This window comes from Aquirufa ecclesiirivi, from assembly GCF_011250515.1.
In the GTDB taxonomy this organism is placed as follows: Bacteria; Bacteroidota; Bacteroidia; order Cytophagales; family Spirosomataceae; genus Aquirufa; species Aquirufa ecclesiirivi.
Genome location: NZ_JAANOP010000001.1, coordinates 507,432 through 529,863, shown reverse-complemented (window position 1 = coordinate 529,863; position 22,432 = coordinate 507,432). Strand labels below are relative to the sequence as shown.

Here is a 22,432-nt window from a genome sequence, read left to right as displayed (position 1 = left end):
AATAATTTAATAAAATTAATTCTTGATAGATCAGATAAAAATAAGATACTATCTCAGGCCACTATTTATTATAAATAATTCTTTCTTAAATAATTTAAGATCACTTGAAACCATCTCTTTAACTAAAGCTGGCAAATCATATTTAGGCTTCCATCCTAATTTTGTCATAGCTTTAGTAGGGTCTCCAATTAATAGGTCTACTTCGGTTGGTCGATAATATTTAGGATCAACTTTCACAACTACTTTTCCTTTTTCTAATTGATATTCACTATTATTCTTCAAGATAAAACCTTCTTCAGCTTCTTTTTCCCCTCTAAATCCTAACTCAATTCCCAATTCAGCAAAACTCATAATCACAAAATCTCGAATTGTTGTAGTAATACCCGTTGCCAATACAAAATCTTCCGCTTTCTCTTGTTGCAAAATTAAATACATGCCTTCAATATAATCTTTAGCATGTCCCCAATCTCTTTTTGCGTCTAGATTTCCTAAATATAAACAATCCTCTATCCCTAAAGCTATCTTAGCTGTGGCTCTTGTGATTTTTCTTGTGACAAAAGTTTCACCACGTTGAGGAGATTCATGATTAAATAAAATACCATTGCAGGCAAACATATTATACGCTTCTCTATAATTAATCGTGATCCAATAAGCATACAATTTAGCTACAGCATATGGCGACCTAGGATAAAAAGGGGTCGACTCTGATTGAGGAACTTCTTGAACTAAGCCATAAAGCTCAGAAGTTGAAGCTTGATATATTTTAGTTTTCTGTGTTAAACCTAATAATCTAATTGCCTCTAAAATTCGTAAAGTTCCTATTCCATCGGCATTTGCAGTATATTCTGGTTCCTCAAAACTGACATGAACATGGCTCATTGCAGCCAAGTTGTAAATTTCATCTGGTTGAACTTCTTGAATAATGCGAATCAGGTTTGTACTATCTGTTAAATCTCCATAATGTAAATGAAAATTACTTTCGGAAACATGCGGGTCTTGATAAATATGGTCAATTCTTTGTGTATTAATTGACGAAGCTCTTCTTTTTATTCCATGAACTTCATAACCTTTTTGAAGTAAAAATTCAGCAAGATATGCTCCATCTTGACCTGTGATTCCTGTAACAATTGCTTTTTTCAAAATTTTAAATTTATCTTCCTATACTATAATATAAAATATTAGAATTTATAAAATCACTTTTGGAATAAAGATTCCTCCCATCAAAAATTACTTTGCTTTTCAATAAGCCTTGTATTTGATCAAAATCAGGTGTTCTGAACTCAGACCACTCCGTTGCTATAATTAGCGCGTCAGCATCTTTTAATGCTTCATAAGGATTTCTTGCATATTGTATAGAATCACCCAATTGATTTTTAACATTATTCATTGCTTCTGGATCATAAGCACTAATCGTAGCACCTGATTGAAGTAAAGATTGTATGATATATAAGGCAGGAGCTTCACGAATATCATCCGTATTGGGTTTGAAAGCTAACCCCCAAAGTGCAAAATGTTTTCCGTTCAAGTCGTCATTAAAATGATTTCTAATTTTTGGAATTAGATGTGTTTTTTGAAAATCATTTACTCTTTCAACTGATTTTAAAATTTGAAAATCATACAAAACCTCTTCTGAAGACTTAATAAGAGCCTGCACATCCTTTGGAAAGCAACTCCCTCCATATCCTATGCCTGGAAACAAAAACCGTTTACCTATTCGTTCATCACTTCCAATACCCTTCCTAACCATATCCACATCTGCCCCCAACCTTTCACAAAGTTGCGCAATTTCATTCATAAACGAGATTTTAGTTGCCAAGAAAGAGTTTGCAGCGTATTTAGTTAGTTCAGCACTTTTTTCATCCATAAAAATGACTGGATTCCCTTGACGAACAAAAGGTGCATAAAGATCTCCCATAACTTTCTTTGCACGTTCAGAGCTTGCTCCAATTACAACACGATCAGGTTTCATAAAATCCTCTACAGCAACGCCTTCACGCAAAAATTCTGGATTACTTACCACATCAAATTCAACTTTCGAATGTTTTTCAATGGCTTTCTTAACTTTATCTGCAGTCCCTACAGGTACAGTACTTTTATCTACTATTACTTTATAGTTTTCTAGTAATTGTCCTAATTGATTAGCTACACCCAAGACATATTTCAAATCTGCACTTCCATCTTCTGTCGGAGGGGTAGGTAATGCTAAAAATACAATCTGAGCATCGTGAATTCCTTCTTTTAAATCTGTGGTAAACTTTAAGCGACCGTCTTTAAGGTTCTTTAAAAACATCTTCTCAAGACCAGGCTCATATATAGTAATTTCTCCTTGAACTAATCTATTAATTTTAGCTTGGTCTATATCTACACAGGTTACTTTATTTCCGGTTTCTGCAAAACAAGTCCCCGAAACTAAACCCACATAACCTGTCCCTATAACTGCAATATTCATAATAAAAGTAAATTAGACTCCAATCTGTGTACCTTAAACTTTAATTTAAATAATGAATTGATAATTCAACTTTGGACTTACATTTTAAGGAATTTCTATTCTTCAAATGACAAAAGATTGATTTTTCATTTACTGTACTTTTAGAAGCCAAGAGGAGGATTGGATTTTATTCCCTAAGCCTTCTAAAAGCACAATACCCAATTCAGTACATATAGGTCTTTCTGGAATTGTATCATTATTTTGATCTCCACCATTTGCGAATGCCAAATCAAAATCATTGGCATATTGACTATAAATCCATTTCAAAGTTTCTCTGACAGTCCTATCTTGGTCAATGGATAAAAAACATTGATTAACCATTTTTAAATTTTCAACTATAAATATCCTCTCTTTCTCATCTTGAAACTCTTTAGATCCCTTTAATGCTCTTTGGAAATCATTATTCACGATAACAAATAATAAATCTCCCTTCTCTTTCGCATGCTGAAAATATTCAATATGTCCTTTATGAATAGGATTAAAATAACCGCTAACTATAACTACTTTTTTCTTCATTTAAACAACAAACTTTGATTTAATACTTTCTCAAGCTAATTAATTGCCAGTTTCAAGTCAAAATCGGCAAAATAAAACTCCATTCAATTCAATAAATGAAAATACGGTCCATTAAAATTGTCCAAGAAAGCATGTTGCTCTTGGCTAGCATACACCGCTACACGTATTTTTTTCTGAGGAATAAGTCCCTCGGCCTTCTGTATTAATTGATACAAATAGTCTTTGTCCACATCTCCAATCAACACTAAGTCGACAAAAGGAGAATCTTTCCCCTCCGCTAAATCACCCGTCAGATATACCTTTTCGACATTCCCCAATTTATCGATTACCTGTTCGATGATTTGATCCAAACCCACAAATTGCATGATGATTCCCCGCAAAGAACTGAACATAGGATGCGTTGTATTTACCGTGTAATGTTTCACCTTGGAATTGTCTGGATCTACCTGAACTTTAATCAAGTGCATTTCATTCAACTTATTCAATTCCAAACGTACGGTATTACTACTCACGCCCAACTCCCTTTCTAAACCACGTAAGTAAACCTTACTTGCTGGGTTAAGCAGGAGTTTGGTCAATAGCTTGACACGAATTTTACCTGAAAAAATGGAGTCTAATTGCAAAGGAAAAGGAATGGCTTGCTACGGCTTCGCCCACCTGACTCACATATTAAGTGAGCAGACTGATACAAAATTGAGTAACAAAAATATACATTTTAGATTAAATAGGGAAATAAAATTTATTTTGTGGCAATAAATTCAACAAAAGCCCTTGCAGGCTTCAAATTCCTTATATTTGTGGCTTACAATGACCCATGAAGCGATTATTTGATTTACTTTTAGCCCTCATTTTGTGCCTAATTTTGGCAATTCCTGCTATCATCATTGCTTTGTTGGTCCGATTCACCTCTTCTGGCCCCATCATTTATTGGTCCACTCGCATGGGTAAAAACAATGTCACTTTCCCCATGCCTAAGTTTAGAACCATGCTGACCCATACTCCCGTGGTGGCCACCCATTTATTAACCAATCCTGATCAATTTCTAACGCCAATAGGTTCATTTCTCAGAAAATCGAGTTTAGATGAAATACCCCAGTTGTGGTGCATCCTACATGGCGACATGTCTTTTGTAGGTCCTCGTCCATCACTACCTAGCCAGACCGACCTGAACACTGCTAGAACCGAAGCATCCGTACATACGCTAGTTCCAGGATTAACGGGCTGGGCCCAAGTGAATGGTCGTGATGAAATTCCGAATGAACAAAAAGTGGCTTTCGATGCCGAATACCTTCAAAAACAATCCTTTTTCTTTGACCTAAAAATCATGTGCCTTACTGCTTGGAAAGTGGTGAAGCGGGATGGGGTGGCACATTAAATAATGTAGAATGAAGAATTAAGAATGTAGAATGAAGAATTAAGAATGTAGAATTAAGAATGTAGAATTAAGAGTATAGTATTTTGCATTTAAATCAAGTAATTGATAATCAATTATTTAATTATTTATTCTGGGGATATTTATGGAGATTTATTAATAGAAAATACAATGAATGAATAACTCATAAAATACCTCCAATTCTTTCATTCTTAACCAAAATAAAAAACACTAATACCCTTTTTATACCTCTATACGCCGACTCTCTATGTTGCCTAAAAAAAAATGGACGCTGTTGCCTCCTCCAGAAAAAGAAGCATTACAACAGCTTTCGGAAGAATTAAGTACCGTTAAAAACCCTTTTTTTTTGCAGTTACTTTTATCTAGAGGTATACAAAGCTTTGACCAAGCCAAAGCTTTCATGCGGCCAGAATTAACTTCCATTCATGATCCTTTCCTCATGAAAGACATGGTCAAGGCAGTAGAACGCTTAGGCCTAGCTTTGGAAACAGGTGAGAAAATCTTGATTTATGGAGATTACGATGTAGATGGGACCACTTCTGTGGCTTTGGTTTACGGATATTTAAGTGAAATTCTTGGGGCGGATTGTGACTACTACATTCCCGACCGTTATAACGAAGGCTATGGTGTTTCACAGGCTGGAGTTCAATATGCCAAAGACAATAATTACAGCTTAATTATTTCTCTAGACTGCGGCATCAAAGCCCACGAGAAAGTCGATTGGTGTCATGAACAAGGTATTGATTTCATTGTGTGTGACCACCATTTGCCAGAAGGGACGCTGCCCAATGCTTTGGCCGTTTTAGATCCTAAAAGAAAAGATTGTGCCTATCCTTTCAAGGAATTGACGGGTTGTGGAGTTGGCTTCAAACTCTTGCAAGCCTTTATTGAAGCCAATTATTTAGAAACAGAACCACTCTGGGACAGAATTGATTTATTGGCTTGCAGTATAGCGGCCGACATGGTTCCCATAACAGACGAAAATCGAATTTTTACTTATTTTGGCTTGGAGAAGCTAAGTAGCAACCCTTCTCCTGGATTGGCCTATTTACTCCAAAATGCAGGGAGAACTGCTCCCATCCAAGTAACGGATATTGTCTTTTCCATCTCCCCAGTCATCAATGCTGCAGGTAGAATGGACCATGCACATGGTGCCGTCAAATTATTATTAGCATCCGACACCATGGAAGCTAGCCAGCTAGCCGAAGCCGTTTTGAAACAAAATCAAAGTCGGAAGGAAGTAGAAAAAGAAATTGTTCAACAGGCCTTGGAAATCTTTCAGCAAGATGCATTCTTACCTACGGCATTTTCAACAGTACTATTTCATCCATCTTGGCACAAAGGTGTCGTGGGCATTGTAGCTAGTAAAATGCAAGAACACTATTATCGTCCTACCATCATTCTTACCGAATCGAATGGTCATTTAGTAGGTTCAGCACGCTCAGTCAAAGGTTTTGATATTCATGCTGCCCTAGAATCTTGCGCAGATTTATTGGTTCAGTTTGGTGGCCATACCCATGCAGCAGGATTACATCTTAAACCAGCAGATTTACCTGCTTTCATTCAGCGATTCGACGGATTAGTTAAGATTGGTTTAACAGAAAATCCCCCTCAGGCTGAATTATTGATTGATATGGAAGTTCCTCTTTCTGCCCTCAATCTAGCTTTTCATGATAAATTATTAATTCGATTATCTCCATTTGGTCCAGGAAATATGATTCCGCTTTTTCAAAGTAATCAGCTTTTTCAAAGTGCTCCTCCCACTATAATGAAAGAGGCACATCTGAAATTATTTGTTCAAGATCGTCCTGAAAATCCTGTGATGGAAGTCATTGCTTTTAATCTAAAAGCTGATTTTTATGAAGGATTGATGGAGGCCTATTTGAATCAAAAGCCCATTTCATTGGTCTATCACTTGGAAGTGAATGAGTTTAGGGGCAATCGAAAATTGCAGTTAAGGGCTTTGGATATGGCTTAATATGTTGGCTTCGAGAACATAAGTAAAAGTGGCTTCGAGAGCCTCTGTTCTGGTGGCTTCGAGAGCCTCAGCCACATGAGAACTACAACTATTCTATTCTGCTGTTCGACATCTGTGATGTCGAACAACTACTTGCTACATACACGAAATTGGATCATATTAACAGCTTCATTTTCCATTCGACATCGCTGAAGTTGAATAGAGGATTTACGGATTAAACACACTAGCTGGCTGAGGATCTCGAAGCCAGCATACTATTTCCAATATTCGACATTACAAATGTCGAATAGCAGATTTAGGATTATATGAGGGCAAGCAATCTGGTGGCTTCGAGTGCCTCAGCCACCAGAGAACCTTCTGCTGTTCGACATCTGTGATGTCGAACAACTACTTGCTACATACACGAAATTGGATCATATTAACAGCTTCATTTTCCATTCGACATCGCTGAAGTTGAATAGCGGATTAACGAACTATACAACCTTGCTGGCTGAGGCACTCGGGTGGCTGAGGCTCTCGAAGCCACCTTATTAATCTGCTGTTCGACATCTGTGATGTCGAACAGCTAGTTTTCACTACATATAATTCCTAGATTGAAAAATTTCAACTGCTATATTTTTCATTCGACATCGCTGAAGTTGAATAGAGGATTTACGGATTATACACCCTTGCTGGCCGAGGAGCTATGGTGGCTGAGGCTCTCGAAGCCACCTTATTAATCTGCTGTTCGACATCACAGATGTCGAACAGCAGATTTAGGATTATATGAGGGCAAGCAATATGGTGGCTTCGAGAGCCTCAGCCACCTTATCTATATTATTATTTCCACACGATGATTCCAGATAGCTGAAGCTCAGTGGTGGCTGAGGCCCTCGAAGCCCCCCTAGCTGATAATGGTCATATTTAATTCTATTTGCATCACTTAGTTTTGAAACAAAGGCTTTGCGATATGGAAAATAAGACAATCAATTGGTTCGGCAGAATCTCCCTATTTACGATTTACTTTTGGTTTGGAGCATTAAAGGTGGCCGGGATTTCACCTGCTGAAAAGTTGGTAGAGCATCTATACGAAGCTACCTTACATCAGACATTAAGACTTGATACGTTCTCCTTCTATTTTGGATTTATTGAATGTGCTTTAGGCCTGATTTGGCTGTTTCCAGCATTCACTAAATGGGCATTCTATGCCTTGATATTGCACCTTATCACGACTTTTCTTCCTACTGTCTTTCTCCCAAATGATACTTGGCAATTCATTTTTACCCCAACTTTGATAGGACAATACATCATTAAAAACCTTGCACTTTTATCTACAGCATGGTTTATACGTGAGGCACATACGGTGGCTTCGAGAACCTCAGCCTCCGTATAGGAGCTTTTTATTTACAAAAACCTCGGCATTTTGGGTTCAATGTTTTATAATCCAAAGTTGGCTCAGGCTCTCGGGTGGCTGAGGTTCCGCGCTGGCTGAGGCACTCGAAGCCACCGCCAGAGAGCTGATGATAATCATTTTTAATTCTTTCCCCTTCACTTAGTTTTGAAGCAAAGGATTTAGTTTATGGAAAGAAAAACAATTATTTGGTTTAGTAGATTTTCCTTATTTATCATCTACTTCTGGTTCGGAGCACTAAAAGTAATAGGAATTTCACCTGCAGAAAAATTAGTCGAACATCTGTATGAAGCTACCTTGCATCAGACATTAAGACTTGATACGTTCTCCTTCTATTTTGGATTTATTGAATGTGCTTTAGGCCTGATTTGGCTGTTTCCAGCATTCACTAAATGGGCATTCTATGCCTTGATATTGCACCTTATCACGACTTTTCTTCCTACTGTCTTTCTCCCAAATGATACTTGGCAATTCATTTTTACCCCAACTTTGATAGGACAATACATCATTAAAAACCTTGCACTTTTATCTACAGCATGGTTTATACGTGAGGCACATACGCTGGCTTCGAGAACCTCAGCCACCGTATAGGAGCTTTTTATTTACAAAAACCTCGGCATTTTGGGTTCAATGTTTTATAATCCAAAGTTGGCTCAGGCTCTCGGGTGGCTGAGGCTCTATGCTGGCTGAGGCACTCGAAGCCAGCATACTTTATCCAATATTCGACATTACAAATGTCGAATAGCAAAATTGACATAAGCTCTTTGGTCACTGAGGTTCCGCGCTGGCTGAGGCTCTCGAAGCCAGCATACTTTACCAATATTCGACATTACAAATGTCGAATAGCAAAATTGACATAAGCTCTTTGGTCACTGAGGTTCCGCGCTGGCTGAGGCTCTCGAAGCCAGCCTACTTTATCCAATATTCGACATTACAAATGTCGAATAGCAAAAATCTGCTGTTCGACATCTGTGATGTCGAACTACCGATATATTACCAACGTTTACTTTCTCGATTGGGTAATTCCAATGATTTATTTTCCATTCGACATTACAAATGTCGAATAGCAATTTTCGATCCCTAGCTCAGGCTCTCGGGTGGCTGAGGCACTCGAAGCCACCCAATAATTACTCCTTTTTCTTAACAGGAAAAATAAAAGCTGCTCTCTTTGGTCCAGGAAATGGGACATTTCCTTTCAATCCATGCCATAACACTCGATTAAACGCTACATCGTTATTAGCATCTTCCTTTTCAAAATTGAAAAGTTCCGATTGCCTTTGCCATTCATTTCGGACTACATTTTTCTCCAATAAGTTAATTTGAGGAACGATGGCTTTAAAGTCGAAGGGCTTAGCCACTGAATCAAAGCTTCTCCACATAGGCATAGCTGCAGCATCATACTGCGTCATAGGGGGTAATCCTAAAATAAGCTCCATCGTTCGTAACATAGAACTCGTGGTGTACATGGTATGATCAACAAAATTCCTTTTCACAAAACCCCCTGCTACATAGGCTGTACTCCGATGTGCATCCACATGATCAGCCCCGTTTTGGGCATCATCTTCTAAAATAAATACAGCTGTTTCATTCCAAATAGGACTTTTTGCTAATGTTTCAATTAATTGCCCTACCGCTAAATCATTGTCGGCCACATGTGCATAAGGTGTTGGCCTTCCAATCCGCAAACCTTCCGTATGGTCATTTCCCATACGTAAAGAATTAAATCTTGGCACTCGATTCTCTTTGACCATTTGCTCAAATTCCTTCTTCCAAATGGCTAAGCGAGTCGTGTCTTGAATAGCTAAATTGTAACTTGGGAAAGTAGGATGAAAACGATTATTCAATACCGGGATATTGGCCTTTCCATTGGTTACAAACTCCCCATATGTCCTAAAAGTCACACCATATCGGTTACATTGATCCCAGATATATCCATTTTTATTTTGAGATACACTACGCTCTGCTTCCCCATATATTCCACCACCTCGGCCACCATAACTAGTAGGCCAACTTTTCTCCATGTAATCAGTAGCATAAGCTCCCATGGTCCAATGGTGGCCATCTGCACTCACTTCAGCATCTACATAAAAGTTATCCAGCAATACAAATGACTCAGCTATGGCATGTTGATTAGGCGTATATTTTCTTCCAAAAAGCAATAAAGTAGTATCCCCATTTCCTCCTTTAACATCTGCTAAAACTTGATCATAAGTTCTATTTTCTTTAATGACATAAAACACGTATTTGATAGGGGAAACTTGCCCAGCTTTCATAGGTATAGGAAAACCTGGAGCTAGCTTATCTGCCATCTCTGACTTTCCAGGCTGATATGCCGAGTTTTCATAAGCAGCTCGCGTATAAACAGGCAATTCTTGAGGTTTTGGTCTAGGAATGACACTCATCGTTCCTTTAAACATAGAACCAATGTACTGCACCTCCTTGGGAGCATTTGAATCACCAGCATGTAAATTTACTTCTTCTCCTCTTCGAATAGGTCTCGGTCCATATGGATTGGCCATGGAAGTATTTCCTTTTCCATTAATAACCCAAATTTGATTGTTGATTACTTTGACATTACTAGGATACCAACCTACCGGAATAAATCCTTTAGCCTGACTTTTTCCAGGTACATTGACATCAAAAACAGCCAAACAATTATTATCTGCATTGGCGATGTACAAGTAGTTATTTTTTGAATCTATTGCTAAACCATTGGTAGTAGATCCTGCTGGAGAATTTGGATATAAGGCCACATCCAAGGTCTCAATAACTTTTTGGGATGCTAAATCAATCATAGAAACGCTGTTGTCATTGGCATTACAAACCATCAAGGTTTTACCATTTGGATGCAGCACCATTTCATTGGGATTATCTCCCACTTCAATAGACTTTTTCCAAAGGTTCGATTTTAAATCAAAAACCAGTACTTGGTTGCATCCCCAACATGAAATATACAGTTCATTTTTGGAAGGACTCAACAAGCACATGTAGGCTTCTCCATCCAATCCAAATTGTTTCAACACTTGATTACTTTTGGCGTCAATGATGTATAGACTTCGGTTATCCCGCGTTACAACATACAACCGCTGACGAGCATCATCAAAAGCTAATCCTGATGGAGCAATTCGATTAGGCCAAGCATCTCCTAATTTGATATCCCCTAATAAACTCAGTTTTCCTCCTGATACTCCCAGTCGAAGTATTTTATTATCATGCCCTCCTGAAACGAATAATTGGGAATCATCTGAATTAAAGGCTAATCCATACCAAGCTTTGGCCACTATCAGAGAATCCACCACTTGTTGCTTAGCCAAATCGATCAGGTAAACACTATGCTTACTTTGACCGTTATTGGTCACAGCAGCCCATTTTTTGGAATGACTAATGGCCATATTAAGCGGCAAGTCGCCCAATGGAAACGATTTACCAGCTGGGCTCAATTTCCATCCGTTGGGTAAAGAAACGGTAGCACCTATATGCTGTGAATATGATAGAAAAGAAAAGCAGCAAATGCCTAGTAATAAACAGAGCTTTTTCATGGTTCAAAGGAGGTTTAGATTGGCAAGTTAAGGGAAGTCCTTAGCAATACCAATAAGCATACATAAACTGTTTGTTAAATATGCCTATACTCCTCTAAATCAAGCTATAAGCTTATACGAACAAAGGCTCCAGTATTCAATTTTTCGGCTTTGAACGGTCCATAATAGTCGAAATTCATACCAATACCATACGTGAACTTTTGGCGACTAATCCCTGCACGTAACGTATAACCGCTTCTGGCATGAATTCCTCCATCCAACACTTGATTATATAAAATTTGGGCTCTGGTATAAAGCCTCGTTTTAGGACTCAAGGAAGGCTTGTATTCCACCAAGCTTACCACTTCCATATTAGTGCTTGGTAAAAGACAGATATTAGGAGACACCAAAAGTAACCAGGTAGGATTAGCTTTAAAGTATTGGACACCCAATATGGGTACTAGTCCTAATTTAAAATGCCACTGTGCTCCTGCACCAGCCTTAAAATTATTCCCCAAATCGTAGTTTATGGAATTCACTACCACAATCTCCGTTTCTTCATTTTTATTATGATAATCTACCGCACCATTCGTCACATTGAAAAAAGAGAATTTTCCTTTGGCATCGATGGGTTTATTGAGAATCAATTGAAAATTCATTCGATTATTTCCAAACATCACTTCAACCGGAATAGGTGCTGGTGGAGGGCCAGGTTGCTGAGCAAATAAAGATGAAACACTAAAAAGAAGCGTACATCCAAAAATTAAAAGGCTATTTTTCATGGCGACAAAGATAAAAGGGATTTTTTGACAACAAACAATATTTTGTTCAGAGTCAAGCTTAAAGCGACAAAAGCCCTAAATCTTCAGGATGAAAATAGTTCCCCTAATTAAAAAACATCTCGTCGACCAAAAACAAGGCGCGCTTATCTTTAGCGGGATGCCATCCAGGGATCTTCTCCAATGGCTTAACGACGATTTTGATGTATTTAACGGTAGATGCTTTAAATTTTGTCCCAATCAATGGAAGCGTATGTGGAAAATTTTCCTTGGGAATAACTGGCTTAAACTTGGATAATAACTTCCATTGGTTTTCAACACTTGCACCCCAAACCTCCACTAATTCAGGAGGAAATATTCCTGTTTGCGTTTCTACCATGATTCTTAATTCAACAGAAGATAATGGAATGGCTTGTTTAAACATAGACACTAAGACCAAATCATTGTTTCTAACACCAGCCCAGTTATTTGCCCAAGCAGGGCTATTGGCATTAAATGAGCCTAGCCTCCCATCAAAAAATGTTTTTGCGCCTGCCGCCTGATGCACCCGATTAAGTGGTGTTAGTAAAACAGAACTATCTGGTCTAAAATGTCCTCGATAAAAATCAAAGCTTGCTTCATCGCTTCCTATCCAACCTGGCTTAAAAGCCCTAGCTCGTATGGAAGTATTCTGATTCAAACGTAAATTTCCTGCAAATACGGGTGATTTGGCGCTATCAGGTATACTGCCATCCGTGGTATAACGGATTTCAACTCCTTTAATGGGGTGCCCTAATTGAGCTACAATATACTCATCAAAAATGGTCGATGGGTTTTTCACCTGAGGGGGATTCAATTTTAAAGGATTACTACCATCATCCTGAAACCCTCCTACTACTTGAATTCCTCGTAATTGCTTTTGAAGATATGAGATATCTTCTCGACTCAATCCAGCGTCCCAAACATATGCCTTTTTTAAGTTCGGTATTGCTTTTAAAGCCGATGTTAATCCTGCCGCTTTTAATTTCGTTCCAGAAAGCGATAAAACCATCAACTCTTTCATTCCTGCCAATTCCTTTAGGCCCACCTCCGTCACATCCGTAAAATTCAAATTCAAGGTATGCAAGTGTTCAAATACTTTAACAAATGCCAGATCAGCATTTTGAACAGGCATTTTTGCTAAACTTAATGTAACTATTTGTTCCTTAATCTCCTTTAATTTCTCCAGTTTAGGGGCTTTGTATTGAGCCTTATTAAAGAAGTTCACCGATAAAGCTGGAGAGTCTTTGGCAAAAAGCATGATGGTTCTATACTCATTGGAAAGCTTTTGAATCGTTTTTTCATCCGCTTCTTGGAAATCATATTCTTCCAACTGTGGTCCTGATGCCGAAGCCAACAATTTAGTAGAAAGAATGCGTAAGGAATCATCAGAAGCTAAATCCACTACCTTTTTAGTAAAAGAAGCTTTCTCTTTCACCCACCAGCTTAATAATTGTAATTCATCATCACTCAATTGAGGCTTGCCAATAGGGGGCATGTGCTTTTTGTCGTCAATGGATAAATGCGCGCGCTGAATCAACAAACTTAATTCTGGTTTACCTGCCACAAACAATGGCCCTGTTTTTCCTCCTTTGGCAATGGATTTAGCATCGGTCAATAAAAGCTCCCCTTTAATTTTATCGGGATTATGGCAAGCCACGCATTTTTTTTCTAATATAGGCTGGACTAAATTCTGAAAAACGACAGCCTCTTCCAATGGTACGGCTTGACTTTTCATCAATGGCTCCAACACAAAATTACCCCCATGCGTTAAATTACCGCCAAAGTGACCCACAAGGATCAACAAAAGCGACATAGAAATTGAGGTGATTTTGGCCATCGTTGATTGATACCATTCTTTGCTACGGATCCAATACAGCAAAGAGGCAAAAATATACGTAGCTACCCCTAACCAACGATGCCAATTTAAATCCCCTCCTCCATATCCCGGTTCCTTGGCTAAAAAAATACCCATAATCACCGTTAATCCAGAGCTCAATGCTCCTGCCAAAATGAGCCATTGGGTAAATTGTAAGTAAGTGTTGTTCTTATGGAAGGAATCATGAAAACGGAAAAATTCCATGAACATGGCCAACAAAAGCAAAACGATGGGAAAGTGTAATAAAAGCGTATGCAGTCGACCGATAGGCTGCAAAAACAAAGGAATTTGCAAATCTCCTTCAAATACCAACAAAAAGCCCACAAAGAAAAAAGAGGCTAATAAAATCTGTTCTAAAATACCCCTAAGCTTACTATTCATAAATTAAACTGCTTAGCTAATGATATCTCGAACCACTTTCCCCGATACGTCAGTCAACCTGAACCTTCTACCCATATGTTTATACACTAATTTTTCGTGATCAAGACCCAACTGATTTAAAACTGTAGCTTGGAAATCATGCACATGAACTGGATTTTTCTGAACATTGTATCCTAATTCATCCGTTTCTCCATAAACCATACCTGGCTTAATTCCACCGCCAGCCATCCAAATACTAAAGCAGCGTGGATGGTGGTCTCGACCATAATTATCAATGGTCAATTTCCCCTGACTGTAACAAGTACGACCAAACTCCCCTCCCCAAATCACTAAGGTCTCATCCAATAAACCGCGTTGTTTTAAGTCAGTAATCAAAGCCGCAGAAGCTTGATCGGTATCTTTAGCTTGACTTTGTATCTCAAAAGGTAGATTGCCATGCTGATCCCATCCTTGATGATACAATTGCACAAATCGAACACCATTTTCAGAAAGCTTCCTCGCTAATAAGCAATTGGCAGCAAAAGTCCCTGGCACTAAACAATCCGGACCATACAACTTAATGATATCATCTGATTCCTTCGATAAATCCATAACCTCAGGAACGGCAGTTTGCATACGGTAGGCCATTTCATACTGCTTCACCTTGGCCGAAATCTCAGGATCTCCAAACTCTTGATACGACAAATCATTGAGTTCTGCCAAATGATCTAGCATCTCCCTTCTTTCCTTGCGGTCCATGCCTTCGGGATCTCTTAAATATAAAACGGGGTCTTCTCCTTTGCTAAATTGAACACCTTGATGGATGGAATCCAAAAAGCCATTCGACCATAATTTGGAATACACACCCTGACCATTTCCGATTCCACGAGAAAGCAAAACGGTAAAATCAGGTAAGTTTTTATTCTCATTCCCCAAACCATAACTTAGCCAAGAACCCATACTCGGGCGATTACCCTGCTGAGATCCTGTTTGGAAAAATGTCAAGGCTGGATCATGGTTAATAGCCTCGGTATACATAGATCGAATGATACAAATATCATCCACGATCTTAGAAGTATAAGGCATGATGTCACTGATCCATGCCCCTGATTGTCCATATTGCTTAAAATTAGTAAAAGAAGGTGCCAGCGGAAATGTAGCTTGGTTGGCTGTCATCCCCGTCAGACGCTGCGAACCACGCACAGAAGCTGGAAGATCCAGCCCCATCATATCACAGAGTTTAGGCTTGTAATCAAAAGTCTCTAATTGAGAGGGAGCGCCATTTTGAAAGAGGTAAATCACGCGTTTCGCCTTCGGCGCAAAATGAGGAATCCCTGGTGTAAAATCCGCCCCATCTTGATCACCACCATTCAATAAACTAGGAACTAATAAAGACCCTAAGGCCACACTCCCTAGCCCTAAACTCATGGTCGACAAAAATCTCCTCCGATTAAAACTTAGCCCGTGCTCTAATATTTCTTTTTCTAACATCAGCTTAGGTTCTAGTAATGGTTTCCTCTAAATTATAAATGGTATTGACTACCCGCATTAATACTGCCAAAAGCTGTTTATCTACCTGATTCGGGATTGGATACTCCCCCACGGCCAACAATTTATTAGCTTGTTTTAAATTGATTTTCTTTAACTCTTTTTGATAATACGTTGTCAAAATACCCATTTCTTTCTCGGTAGGTTTTCTACACACAATCATCCGAAAGGCCTTATTGATTTTATCAGAAACCTGATTATTTTCTTGCAATAATTTGGCTGCTAATACACGTGAAGCTTCCAATACAGTAGGGTCATTCATCATGACCAAAGCCTGCAATGGGGTATTTGTTTTCAACCTTCTCACCTCACAAACATCGCGATTACTGGCATCAAATATGCTCATAGTCGGCGGAGGAACCGTTCTTTTGATTAAGGTATACATTCCTCTTCGGTACAAACTTGCCCCGTGATCTTGTACATACATCGACAATAAGCCACGGCCAGAAGTGGCGCCTTCCCAAAGCCCTGGTGGCTGATAAGGTTTCACACTGGGTCCTCCTACCATAGGCACTAATAAGCCACTGCTCGACAAGACCACATCACGAACAAATTCAGCATTGATTCGAGAACGAGAAGAACGAGATAAATAGGTGTTTTCAGGGTCTTTGGCCAATTTTTCTGGGCTCATTTTGGCAGATTGGCGGTAAGTAGCCGACATCACCATTTGCTTGACTAGACGTTTGATGTTCCAGCCATGTTCCATGAAGTCAACCGCCAGCCAATCCAATAGCGGTGGATTAGTGGGTAATTCTCCTTGCATACCGAAATCACCTGCCGTTTTCACGATTCCCTTTCCAAAAAATTCTTGCCACATTTGATTGACAAACACGCGGGAAGTCAATGGATTTTTTTGATCAAAAAGCCATTTAGTAAGACCCAATCTATTTTTTGGAAGATTTTTCGCAAATGGTAAAATAACACTCGGCATGGCGGCTTGAACCACATCTCCCGGCGCATCATAATTCCCACGTTTCAAGATGGTGCTCACACGTGCCGTATCTAAATCACTCATGACAGAAACAATGAGTCGAGATGTATCTTGTTTATTGATAAACTTCAAGATTCCCTTCACATCATCATTACTGATTTCCATCAACGGTTTTTTAGCATAGGTTTCAGGACCTCCAATGACTGATTCTATTCCTACCTCTTTGACGTTATTAAAAAAGGCGAAAGTTTGGTAATAATCCTTTTGGGTAATGGGGTCATACTTATGGTCGTGACAACGGGCGCATTCCATCGTGACGCCTAAAAATGCCTTCCCAAATAAATCACTCCGGTCGGCCACATAGCTGACCCGGTATTCTTCCTGAATAACGCCTCCTTCTTCGGTAATTTTATGATTACGGTTGAAACCAGTAGCCAATAATTGTTCCTTCGCTTGAGCTGGGTTAGACGTAGGCACTAAATCCCCTGCTAATTGCCAAGTGACGAACTGACTATATGGCATGTTTTTATTCAGTGCATGAATGACCCAATCTCGCCAAGGCCATTGCGTCCTATAACCATCATCTTGATAACCATGGGAGTCGGCATAACGGGCCAGATCTAACCAGTAAACAGCCATTTTCTCGCCATAACTCGGGTTCCTTAGTAGCTCATCGACCATTTTTTCGTATGCTTTTGGCGATTTATCTGCCAAAAAACGATCCATTTGGCTTAAACTCGGAGGTAAGCCATTCAAATCTAAAGCCACACGTTTTAATAACCTTTCTTTATCAGCCTCCTCATTCGGGCTTAAATCTTTCTGCTCCATTTTATGAAGCACAAAATAGTCTATCTCATTTTTCACCCAATCTTTCTGATCCACTTCAGGAAGGGCTGGTTTCTTAGGTGCCACAAAAGCCCAATGCTTTTCGTATTTGGCTCCTTGCTTAATCCACTTTTCAATGAGGTCTATTTCTCGAGCAGATAACTTTAAATGAGAAGCTTTAGGTGGCATCATTTTGGTCGTATCATCGGTACTGATACGCAGAAAAACTTCCGATAACTCGGGCTTTCCTGGTACTAAAGCATAGGCATTAGGATGTTCTTTTAATGCCTTGAAAACACTCACCGAATCATCTAATCGTAAACCAGCCTCTCGTTTATTGGCATCTGGTCCATGACATGCGGAGCATTTGTCCGATAAAATAGGCCGAATATCAAAATTATAACTAACTAATTCAGGTATTGGTTCTTCCTGAATTTGGGAAGCATTACTCGATGAACATGAATCCAAGCCCATGGCCAAACCCATGATCAAACTATAGGATAAAAGAACGAGGATTCCTTTCATTAGGCTTTAATCAATAAATCTTTAACTACCTGACCTTTGCCATCGGGTGTAGTATAGAAAGGTCTTTTCTCTATTTCATATTGGGTATCGGGTTTGATACCTAAAGCATGATACATGGTTTGATGAATACCTGCAATTTTTACTGGATTTTCAATGGTTTTGCATGGTCTTTCATCGGCCGTTTTGCCATAAACATGTCCCCGCTTAATGCCTCCTCCAAACATAAGAATAGAGCATCCATCTGTAAAGTGGCGATGCATGCCATAAAACTTCATGTCATTCAGAATCTCTGGTTGGTTGACTTGTTCTTTTACTGTTTGGTCAGGGCGACCTTCGACCATCATATCACGACTAAACTCAGATGCTACGATGACCAAGGTTCTATCCAAATGACCTGTTTTATCCAAATCCTTAATCAACTGAGACACTGGGCCATCAATTTGCTTTTTCATGCCCACCATACGAGTATGGCCATTTTCATGGGTATCAAAACCAAAGAAAGGCTCATATTCGGTAGTTACAGAAATAAAGCGGGCTCCTTGCTCGGTCAATCGGCGAGCCAATAGACAGCCTAGTCCAAAGCGACCCGTATTGTAAATATCATAACTTTCTTTTGGCTCAGAACTTAGATTAAAGGCTTTTGACTCGGGCGAGTTCAATAAGATATAGGCCTGCTCCATGGAACGACGTAGGGATTCTTTTTGATAATCACTACCAAAATCACCAAAGGGACTCTTACTGATTAAATCATTGTATAACTTATTTCTGCCTTCAAATCGCTTCATGTTCATCCCAACGGGTGGACGCACACTATCCAATCCTTGACTTGGATCTGGTATAAAAAATGGACCAAATTCATTGCCTAAAAAACCCGCTGAGTGAAAAGCTTTCAACTCTTCTCCTTCGCCCACAGTAAAACGCTGACCAATATCAATGAATGCAGGAATCACTGGATTTTTAGGACCTAACTCCTTCGCTATCCACGCTCCCATGTGTGGAGCAGCCACGGTTTGTGGAGGTTCATAACAGGTATGCCAATTGTATTGATGGCGAGTATGCAAAATATGTCCCAAGTCGGCCGCCACATAAGAACGAATTAACGTTCCTTTATCCATCACACTTCCAATACCTTCCAATCCTTCTGAAAAATGAATTCCATCCAATTTTGTAGGCACAGACTTGAAAGTACTTAGCACGCGATTCCCCTCCATTCCCTTTTCATAAGGAGTATAACGTTTCGGGTCAAAGGTCTCCGTATGTGCCATACCACCTGCCATCCATAGCAAGATCACCGTATCCGCCGTAGCAGCCCTTTGGGCAATCGGATTATTGGCACCTGCGAGCAAACTAGCCATAGGCGAGTTCATCCCCATGGCAGCCAAAGTGGCCATGCTCGTATTCTGTAAAAATTCCCTTCTGTTGTATTGCGTCTTCATATACAAAAATACACGATATTCTATTGCTAAACTTAGATAATTAATTGAAATTCAGGAAGTAAGGTAATAGCCCAAACAAAATCTTGAACTCCTTCAATACTCGGTTTTTTACCCAAGTATCGAATGGCCAATTCCATTTCGCGTGAGCTTGGGTTTCGTCCCAAAGCCTGGCGATAAAGTGCATTGACCAAGGCATCACTCGAGCTGTATTTGGCTACCCAAATCTTAGCTCCCGTATTCAAGGTATAATTGAATTTAACTCCATTCGTCAATTCCAATGCCTGTAATAAATTGGCTTGAGAGGTTCTGCTAGTTGAAACCGTTTCACGATTAGGTCTCCCCAAAGCCGTCAAAAACGGATCATTTTTAACCAAAGCAGCTCGCGCAAAAGGAATATCTTTTTTGATATCAGCAGGCAACATTTTGACCGCCAAAGCAGAATCCGAATACAATGGGAAGAATGATTGACTCACGGCATCGGCAAATTGTTCGGCAGTTAAACGACGTTTTGTCATTCCTTTAAAGACATAATTAGATGCCGTCAACATAGATACTTCTTTAAAGCCAACCGTTGGCAATTGGTAGGTTTTAGAAGTTAAAATTTGAAACATCAAACGCTTCATATCCGAACCATTATTGGCAAAATCATAGGCCAAATAATCCAACAAATCCTGACTCCAAGGTTCATTGTCCATCACATCCACCGGCTCCACAATACCACGTCCCATCAACTGCGCCCATACTCGATTGACCAAGGTACGGTAAAGTCGACCGTTTTTCTTTTGAACCAATATATCAGCCAACTGAACTAAGCGATCGGCTGTAATAGGTGTTTCTTTAATTTTACCTAGTGAATTGTATAGGACACCGCGGCCAGCCATACGGCCCGTTGGTAGGTCACATTTGTGAATCTCTAAGGTTTGATCCGCAAAAACATTGGCGAATGCATAAGCATCATCCAATTTCCAATCACTAATAAAGCTATCGTGACAAGAAGCACATTTTAAATTTAAGCCTAAGAATACTTGAGCCACATTTTGTGCTGCTTGCATCTCGGTGCTTTGACTCGAATTAATCGTCCCTCTCCACTTAATTCCTTTGATAAAACCTTCCGACTCTTTGTTTGGACTGATTAATTCTTTAACAAATTGATCATAGGACTTATTATTTTTCAAAGAACCATACAGCCATTTTGATATACCAAAGCGACCACCCGTGATATAACCTGTTCCTGTATAATCATTTCTCAATGCATCATTCCAAAAACTAAACCAATGCTGGGCATAAGCTGAATTATCGCTCAACAAGGATTGAACTAAAAGCTCCCTTTTATTGGCTCTTTTATCCGAAATAAAGTTTTGTATGGCTTGTGGGTTAGGTAGTAAACCTTGCACATCTAAATAAACTCGACGAATGTAGGTGGCGTCATCGACGGGTTTTTTCCAAGCAATCTTATTTTTCTTAAAATATTGATCAACAAATAAATCAATAGGCTTTTCGGCTTGAGCATTGGCCGATGGAAGATTCGGCAAACGAGGCTCCAAAGCAGCCACTCGGTACAAGCTTTTCTCTGGACCTGTTGGCCATGGCGCACCTTGCTTAATCCAAAACTCGAGCAAAGCAATATCTTCTTTGGTCAAACGCTTGCCTTTAGTCGGCATGGCATCATCATGCCCTTCTGGTAATTTAACTCGACGAATGATATCACTCTTTTCTGGATATCCTGCTACTAAAATAGGCCCGTTTTCGCCTCCTTTAAATAGAAGCTCTTTTTTATCTAGTCGAAGTTTGCCTTTGGTTTTGGTGGCATTATGGCAACTGTAACAATTATGGGCTAAGATGGTGCGAACTTTTACGTTCAATTCATCTACTTGATTCGTATTTAAAATTTGTACTGCTGGACTTGCCACGGCATTTTCTCCTTCTTGGAAGGCAGCCGGAACGGGTCCAGTAGGTAGGTCATTAGACTCAGCCAAATCCTTTTCTTTTTCTTCAGGTAAGGCTAAGGGTTGAGTGGTATTAGGTGAATTAGGCCAAGGAGCTCCTTGCTTAATCCATGTATCCAACACCTCAATTTGCGCTTTGGTTAAACGCTTGCCTTTGGTAGGCATGGCGTCATCATGACTGGCTGGCAATTTGATACGATGAATGATATCACTCTTTTCAGGATGACCAATGATCAAAGCTTTCCCGTTTTCTCCTCCTTTTAAAACGTATTTCAATTCGTCTAAACGAAGTTTCCCTTTTACTTTTTTGGTACCATGGCAGCTGGTACAATGTTTGGTCAAAATACTTCTAGCTTCTATGGCCAAAGCTTCTTTTTGATCAACATTGATATCTCCCTGTAATTTTTTAACATCTATTTTAGGTTCAAGGGATGTGGAATCTTTGGCGATTTCGGGATTCCAAGCAGAACTCAAATAATCATCACCGTGCGTCAGCATCGCTCCATAATGACCCGCAAAAGTGACTCCAAAAACAGCAAGTAGTAATAAGGCACGGTAGGACTTTATTTCATCCGCTTTAAAAGCTAATAAAGCCAAAGCAGCTAAGACCAAAGTGGCTATGCCAGACCATTGATGCCAGACTACCGTATTTCCAGCATACTCATCTTGATTTGCTAATAGTAGGCCAAAAGCAACTGCCAATAAGGCAGAAATACTAACTACCCACAGCATCAAATGAATAGCCGGTTTAAATTGTTGGGAAGACTGCCTCCAGGAAATAAGTTCCAGCAGGAATACTACCCATAATAAGCTTAGGGGAAAGTGGACAATTAAAGGGTGTAATCGACCTAAAAAGGTTATAAGTTCAGTACTAGTTTGCACAGAAAAAGTTGTTATAATAG

15 protein-coding genes are annotated in these 22,432 nt (G+C 39.4%); 4 read left to right on the top strand and 11 right to left on the bottom strand.

Going from position 1 to position 22,432, the window contains the following annotated elements; translation table 11 throughout:
* Positions 1 to 48 precede the first annotated feature (48 nt).
* The 4 genes from gmd to G9H65_RS02175 form a co-directional block, all read right to left on the bottom strand.
* Positions 49 to 1,140 carry a GDP-mannose 4,6-dehydratase gene (gmd, locus tag G9H65_RS02190; protein WP_205753216.1) on the bottom strand — a complete coding sequence of 364 codons (1,092 nt, stop codon included), beginning with the start codon at positions 1,138 to 1,140 and terminating at the stop codon, positions 49 to 51.
* A gap of 10 nt (positions 1,141 to 1,150) precedes the next feature.
* Positions 1,151 to 2,449 carry a UDP-glucose dehydrogenase family protein gene (locus G9H65_RS02185; RefSeq protein ID WP_166373713.1) on the bottom strand — a complete coding sequence of 433 codons (1,299 nt, stop codon included), beginning with the start codon at positions 2,447 to 2,449 and terminating at the stop codon, positions 1,151 to 1,153.
* Positions 2,450 to 2,578: 129 nt separating this feature from the next.
* Entirely contained in the window at positions 2,579 to 3,004 is a 426-nt protein-coding gene (locus tag G9H65_RS02180; protein ID WP_166373712.1) for an adenylyltransferase/cytidyltransferase family protein, read from the bottom strand.
* An 83-nt stretch (positions 3,005 to 3,087) separates the two neighbouring features.
* Positions 3,088 to 3,627 carry an ArsR family transcriptional regulator gene (locus G9H65_RS02175; protein WP_166373711.1) on the bottom strand — a complete coding sequence of 180 codons (540 nt, stop codon included), beginning with the start codon at positions 3,625 to 3,627 and terminating at the stop codon, positions 3,088 to 3,090.
* A gap of 191 nt (positions 3,628 to 3,818) precedes the next feature.
* Here G9H65_RS02175 and G9H65_RS02170 point away from each other — a divergent pair, with 191 nt between their 5' ends.
* From G9H65_RS02170 to G9H65_RS02155, 4 genes are all read left to right on the top strand, one after another.
* Positions 3,819 to 4,379 (top strand): sugar transferase, encoded by a 561-nt coding sequence (locus G9H65_RS02170; RefSeq protein ID WP_166373710.1) that lies wholly within the window; start codon positions 3,819 to 3,821, stop codon positions 4,377 to 4,379.
* Positions 4,380 to 4,644: 265 nt separating this feature from the next.
* Positions 4,645 to 6,375 (top strand): single-stranded-DNA-specific exonuclease RecJ, encoded by a 1,731-nt coding sequence (gene recJ / locus G9H65_RS02165; protein WP_166373709.1) that lies wholly within the window; start codon positions 4,645 to 4,647, stop codon positions 6,373 to 6,375.
* A gap of 949 nt (positions 6,376 to 7,324) precedes the next feature.
* Entirely contained in the window at positions 7,325 to 7,747 is a 423-nt protein-coding gene (locus G9H65_RS02160) for a hypothetical protein (protein WP_166373708.1), read from the top strand.
* Positions 7,748 to 7,933: 186 nt separating this feature from the next.
* The gene (locus G9H65_RS02155; RefSeq protein WP_166373707.1) at positions 7,934 to 8,356 is read left to right on the top strand and encodes a hypothetical protein; all 423 of its coding nucleotides are present in this window, start codon (positions 7,934 to 7,936) and stop codon (positions 8,354 to 8,356) included.
* A 536-nt stretch (positions 8,357 to 8,892) separates the two neighbouring features.
* Here the strand turns inward: G9H65_RS02155 and G9H65_RS02150 are convergent.
* The 7 genes from G9H65_RS02150 to G9H65_RS02120 form a co-directional block, all read right to left on the bottom strand.
* Complete coding sequence (locus G9H65_RS02150) at positions 8,893 to 11,304, bottom strand: bifunctional YncE family protein/alkaline phosphatase family protein (RefSeq protein WP_166373706.1); 2,412 nt, start codon at positions 11,302 to 11,304, stop codon at positions 8,893 to 8,895.
* Between the two features lie 104 nt (positions 11,305 to 11,408).
* On the bottom strand, positions 11,409 to 12,065 hold the full coding sequence (locus tag G9H65_RS02145; RefSeq protein ID WP_166373705.1) for a hypothetical protein: 657 nt from the start codon (positions 12,063 to 12,065) through the stop codon (positions 11,409 to 11,411).
* A 103-nt stretch (positions 12,066 to 12,168) separates the two neighbouring features.
* Complete coding sequence (locus G9H65_RS02140) at positions 12,169 to 14,340, bottom strand: c-type cytochrome domain-containing protein (RefSeq protein ID WP_166373704.1); 2,172 nt, start codon at positions 14,338 to 14,340, stop codon at positions 12,169 to 12,171.
* A gap of 12 nt (positions 14,341 to 14,352) precedes the next feature.
* Positions 14,353 to 15,810, bottom strand: a complete 1,458-nt coding sequence (locus tag G9H65_RS02135; RefSeq protein ID WP_166373703.1) for a DUF1501 domain-containing protein — start codon at positions 15,808 to 15,810, stop codon at positions 14,353 to 14,355.
* Positions 15,811 to 15,814: 4 nt separating this feature from the next.
* Positions 15,815 to 18,148 carry a PSD1 and planctomycete cytochrome C domain-containing protein gene (locus G9H65_RS02130; RefSeq protein WP_166373702.1) on the bottom strand — a complete coding sequence of 778 codons (2,334 nt, stop codon included), beginning with the start codon at positions 18,146 to 18,148 and terminating at the stop codon, positions 15,815 to 15,817.
* Positions 18,148 to 19,584, bottom strand: coding sequence for a DUF1501 domain-containing protein (locus G9H65_RS02125; protein ID WP_166373701.1), 1,437 nt, complete (start codon positions 19,582 to 19,584; stop codon positions 18,148 to 18,150). Before G9H65_RS02125 ends, G9H65_RS02130 begins: the two co-directional genes overlap by 1 nt.
* Before the next feature lie 32 nt (positions 19,585 to 19,616).
* Entirely contained in the window at positions 19,617 to 22,412 is a 2,796-nt protein-coding gene (locus G9H65_RS02120) for a DUF1549 domain-containing protein (protein WP_166373700.1), read from the bottom strand.
* Positions 22,413 to 22,432 lie beyond the last annotated feature (20 nt).

What these genes read in the sequence shown, in the direction of transcription:
- G9H65_RS02130 (WP_166373702.1), bottom strand. Translation starts at nt 18,148, where the DNA reads ATGAAAGGAATCCTCGTTCTTTTATCCTATAGTTTGATCATGGGTTTG.
- G9H65_RS02180 (WP_166373712.1), bottom strand. Translation starts at nt 3,004, where the DNA reads ATGAAGAAAAAAGTAGTTATAGTTAGCGGTTATTTTAATCCTATTCAT.
- G9H65_RS02140 (WP_166373704.1), bottom strand. Translation starts at nt 14,340, where the DNA reads ATGAATAGTAAGCTTAGGGGTATTTTAGAACAGATTTTATTAGCCTCT.
- G9H65_RS02145 (WP_166373705.1), bottom strand. Translation starts at nt 12,065, where the DNA reads ATGAAAAATAGCCTTTTAATTTTTGGATGTACGCTTCTTTTTAGTGTT.
- G9H65_RS02125 (WP_166373701.1), bottom strand. Translation starts at nt 19,584, where the DNA reads ATGAAGACGCAATACAACAGAAGGGAATTTTTACAGAATACGAGCATG.
- G9H65_RS02170 (WP_166373710.1), top strand. Translation starts at nt 3,819, where the DNA reads ATGAAGCGATTATTTGATTTACTTTTAGCCCTCATTTTGTGCCTAATT.
- G9H65_RS02150 (WP_166373706.1), bottom strand. Translation starts at nt 11,304, where the DNA reads ATGAAAAAGCTCTGTTTATTACTAGGCATTTGCTGCTTTTCTTTTCTA.
- G9H65_RS02155 (WP_166373707.1), top strand. Translation starts at nt 7,934, where the DNA reads ATGGAAAGAAAAACAATTATTTGGTTTAGTAGATTTTCCTTATTTATC.
- G9H65_RS02185 (WP_166373713.1), bottom strand. Translation starts at nt 2,449, where the DNA reads ATGAATATTGCAGTTATAGGGACAGGTTATGTGGGTTTAGTTTCGGGG.
- recJ (WP_166373709.1), top strand. Translation starts at nt 4,645, where the DNA reads ATGTTGCCTAAAAAAAAATGGACGCTGTTGCCTCCTCCAGAAAAAGAA.
- G9H65_RS02160 (WP_166373708.1), top strand. Translation starts at nt 7,325, where the DNA reads ATGGAAAATAAGACAATCAATTGGTTCGGCAGAATCTCCCTATTTACG.
- G9H65_RS02135 (WP_166373703.1), bottom strand. Translation starts at nt 15,810, where the DNA reads ATGTTAGAAAAAGAAATATTAGAGCACGGGCTAAGTTTTAATCGGAGG.